Source organism: Christensenella sp. (assembly GCF_034927525.1).
In the GTDB taxonomy this organism is placed as follows: Bacteria; Bacillota; Clostridia; order Christensenellales; family Christensenellaceae; genus Christensenella.
In genome coordinates this window covers 1-3,077 of the sequence record NZ_JAYFPU010000130.1, presented here as the reverse complement: position 1 = coordinate 3,077, position 3,077 = coordinate 1, and the positions used below count along the sequence as shown (strand labels likewise).

The following is a 3,077-nucleotide window of genomic DNA, read 5'->3' as shown; positions in this document are numbered from 1 at the left end:
TAAGGCTGTTGATTGCTATAGCGATCATCTTTGAGTTTTCTTAATGTAATCCTATCCGGCGTTTTTCCCAGTGCTACTTCTTCGGATACTTCACGCAGCAACCTGTCATTGGCTTGATTAACTCCAGCATTTGACGAATATCCCAGCAGTATAGTCCCCATATTGGAAGCAGCCACTGTAGCAAAAATTACCAAAAAGATATATTTCACAAAAGCATATTTGCAACCTATGCCTTTCAGCTTACAATCGATCCAACAAGTCAGATCAACATAGGAAAACGCAAGAACCGGTATTGTGAACAGCATAAATGGCAATACCATACGATACGCAATTCCCGGAGCAACAATTGCTCCCCCCGTTGCGATTAGTCCCGCAAAAAAAAATATACTCAAAAATGTTTTTTTACGTGCGCGGCTATAGCAAACCATTTGAATAACAGCCAACACAACAAATATACCAATCAAACCAATACTAATTTTTTTTGCGGAAAATGCGGAGACTACTCCTTGACCAGTGATCAACATAATTGCAAATAATACGGTCGATACCACAAGTACGATAAAATGAAACACCTTGCTTCCGTGCTTTTCTTTAATCATATAAATTGAAATCAGGATGAACATTGGAATAAAGAACAGCATAAACAGGTATAACGGTTCTCCGAATAATAGATTAAATAAATTTTCTACACCAGACATCATACGCTCTATCAACGGGATCGAATAATAGTCTGGAGTTCCGATAGCCCTGGCATTGCTTCCCGGCGATGCCAAAAGAATGATACTTCCTATGATAGCTCCCGCAAGAATAGCTATCATCCAAATGTTGTGTTTATCCAGCTTTTTGCTTTTCCATAAATTATATATAAAAAAGATTCCCAGTACAACAAGGAATGCGACGGCAAGTTGTTCCTGAGAAAATCCTCCAATGAACGCTAGAATAACCAAGGCAATTATCTTGCCCACAGATTTTTTGCGCTCTCCCATTAGATATTCATAACTAAAATAACTTACGATAACAATTGGTAACATAGGGATTAAATATAAAAACGATGCGGTGAACCAATACATGCCGTCTGCCGCAACATAAAATTCGATCAGTCCATATGCCAGGCATGTTATGAGCGCCGTTAAAGTTTTTGGTAGATTCCCGTTATCCGTCACAATGCGGAAAAACACATAAAAAATTCCTGCCGTCACCAGGGACTGTACTAACCGCATGCACCATAGCCCAACATGACCAGACATAATCTCGAAAAAGAAGAATAGAACCCTGCCACCCCAAATATTATAGTGGCCTGTTAAAAATTCCCACAATTGCGCCGACGAGAAATTCATCCCGGTCGCTCCCTGAACAATATATGCATACTGTAAGGACAAATATCCGTAATCGTCAAAATATAAAAAAACTGCCTGCATCTGAAAAAACAAATAAATAAAAAAAAATATAAAGACTATGATCGGCCCAATCTCTCTGCGAGAAAAAGGTGCTTTTGACAACCCCACTTTGTCCACACTGCCTTCCTACACCGGAACGGTGTATCTTTTCGTTCATGCATATTTCAACATCAAATCAATCAAAACAATGCTTTTTTAGCCCGCTCTCTGCTGCGTGAAAATCTTTACACTTTATTATAGCATAATTTATAAAGTATCCATAGAAAAAACTTTGTATTGCTGACTAAATATAATAGTTTTGACGTGTAGCAAAAAATGATTGGGGGTAGAATCGTTAATATCCCTTTCGTATGTCGTGGCTTTTACATACCTTTGTCCGCTATTTGTGTTAGAATAAAGTATAAAAGTATTTTAGAAGGACATTTCATGATCGGACTCATCGGTGGTGAGGATAGAATGCGCGTCGTTTACACCTCCGGTATCTACAACTTATATGGCGGACGTGCAAACGGTCGAGTGGGAAGGGTGATAAAATCTTATGAAAATAACAGTCATCAACGGTACCGAAGTAAAAGGCTGCACCTATCACATCAAGGAAAATTTTTTAGATGTGCTGCGGGAAGGTAACGAGATCACTGAGTTTTATCTCCCGAAGGATATGCCGCATTTTTGCTGCGGATGCAAGACGTGCTTTTTGAAAAGCGAGTCGATGTGCCCACATGCCAAATACGTCATGCCTATTTGGGAAGCCCTGCTCGACGCGGACCTGCTTGTGTTTACCTCCCCCGTGTATGCGCTGCGCGCAACGGGGCAGCTAAAGGCTTTACTCGACCACCTGTGCGTGCATTGGATGGTACACCGCCCGGATGATCAAATGTTTTCAAAATGCGCTGTGGTCTTGACGAACGCGATCGGCGTATTCAACGGCGGTGCGCAAAAGGATATTGCCACCAGCCTTTTATGGCTGGGCATTTCAGACATCAAAAAATTGGGCGTCGGGCTTCTCGAAGGTATTGTATGGGACGAGCTTTCAGAAAAACGCCGCGGCATCATCACCGCCAAGATAAAAAAGCTTGCAAAAAGGTATGTGCACCCCCTTCGCCCTGCGCGCAGGGGCTTGAAGGTTTCTCTTTTGTTTTCCATTACAAGGGCAATGCACCAGGGTTTTTCCAAAAAAGAAAATCCGCTTTCGGCGGACAACCAGTATTGGCTCGATAAAGGATGGATCAAATAAGGACGCGGCGTGCAAACAAACCAAAAGCGGCATATCATATGCCGCTTTTTTACGTTTTATTGCACTGTTGGAATCAGCCCGATATACGGTGCAAGCGCGATCAATATTGTGGCGATTACAAGCATAGGCACACCGTATTTGATCATGAATTTTAGATAGGTATTGTATGGCACGCCATACATTTCCGCGGTACCTAAGTTGACCGCACCCGGATAGATGAGCGTCATGAAGTTGAGACCCACCGTAAACGAGCTGATCAGTATGACCTCTCCGCCCACAGCACCGATCGCCGAACTTGCAAACAGCGCCGCAGCGACCGCGCCCAAAATGGGCATGGAGAGCCCCGCAACCCCGCTTGTGGACTGCAATGCAAGACCGATCAGCAGATATGAAACGACCGCCACCACCGCGAATATCCACAGTGGCACCTGCGCGAGCCCGTTCGA

Annotated in this window: 2 protein-coding genes and 1 pseudogene; 1 reads left to right on the top strand and 2 read right to left on the bottom strand. The window is 43.2% G+C overall.

The window, feature by feature from the left end; translation table 11 throughout:
* Positions 1-1,514, bottom strand: a 1,514-nt coding sequence (locus VB081_RS05270) for a DUF6056 family protein (protein WP_323399790.1), incomplete at its 3' end; no start/stop codon positions are given.
* A 421-nt stretch (positions 1,515-1,935) separates the two neighbouring features.
* Here VB081_RS05270 and VB081_RS05265 point away from each other — a divergent pair.
* Complete coding sequence (locus VB081_RS05265) at positions 1,936-2,631, top strand: flavodoxin family protein (protein WP_323399789.1); 696 nt, start codon at positions 1,936-1,938, stop codon at positions 2,629-2,631.
* Between the two features lie 56 nt (positions 2,632-2,687).
* Here VB081_RS05265 and VB081_RS05260 read toward each other — a convergent pair.
* Positions 2,688-3,077, bottom strand: a pseudogene (locus tag VB081_RS05260) (YfcC family protein); the annotation flags it as partial.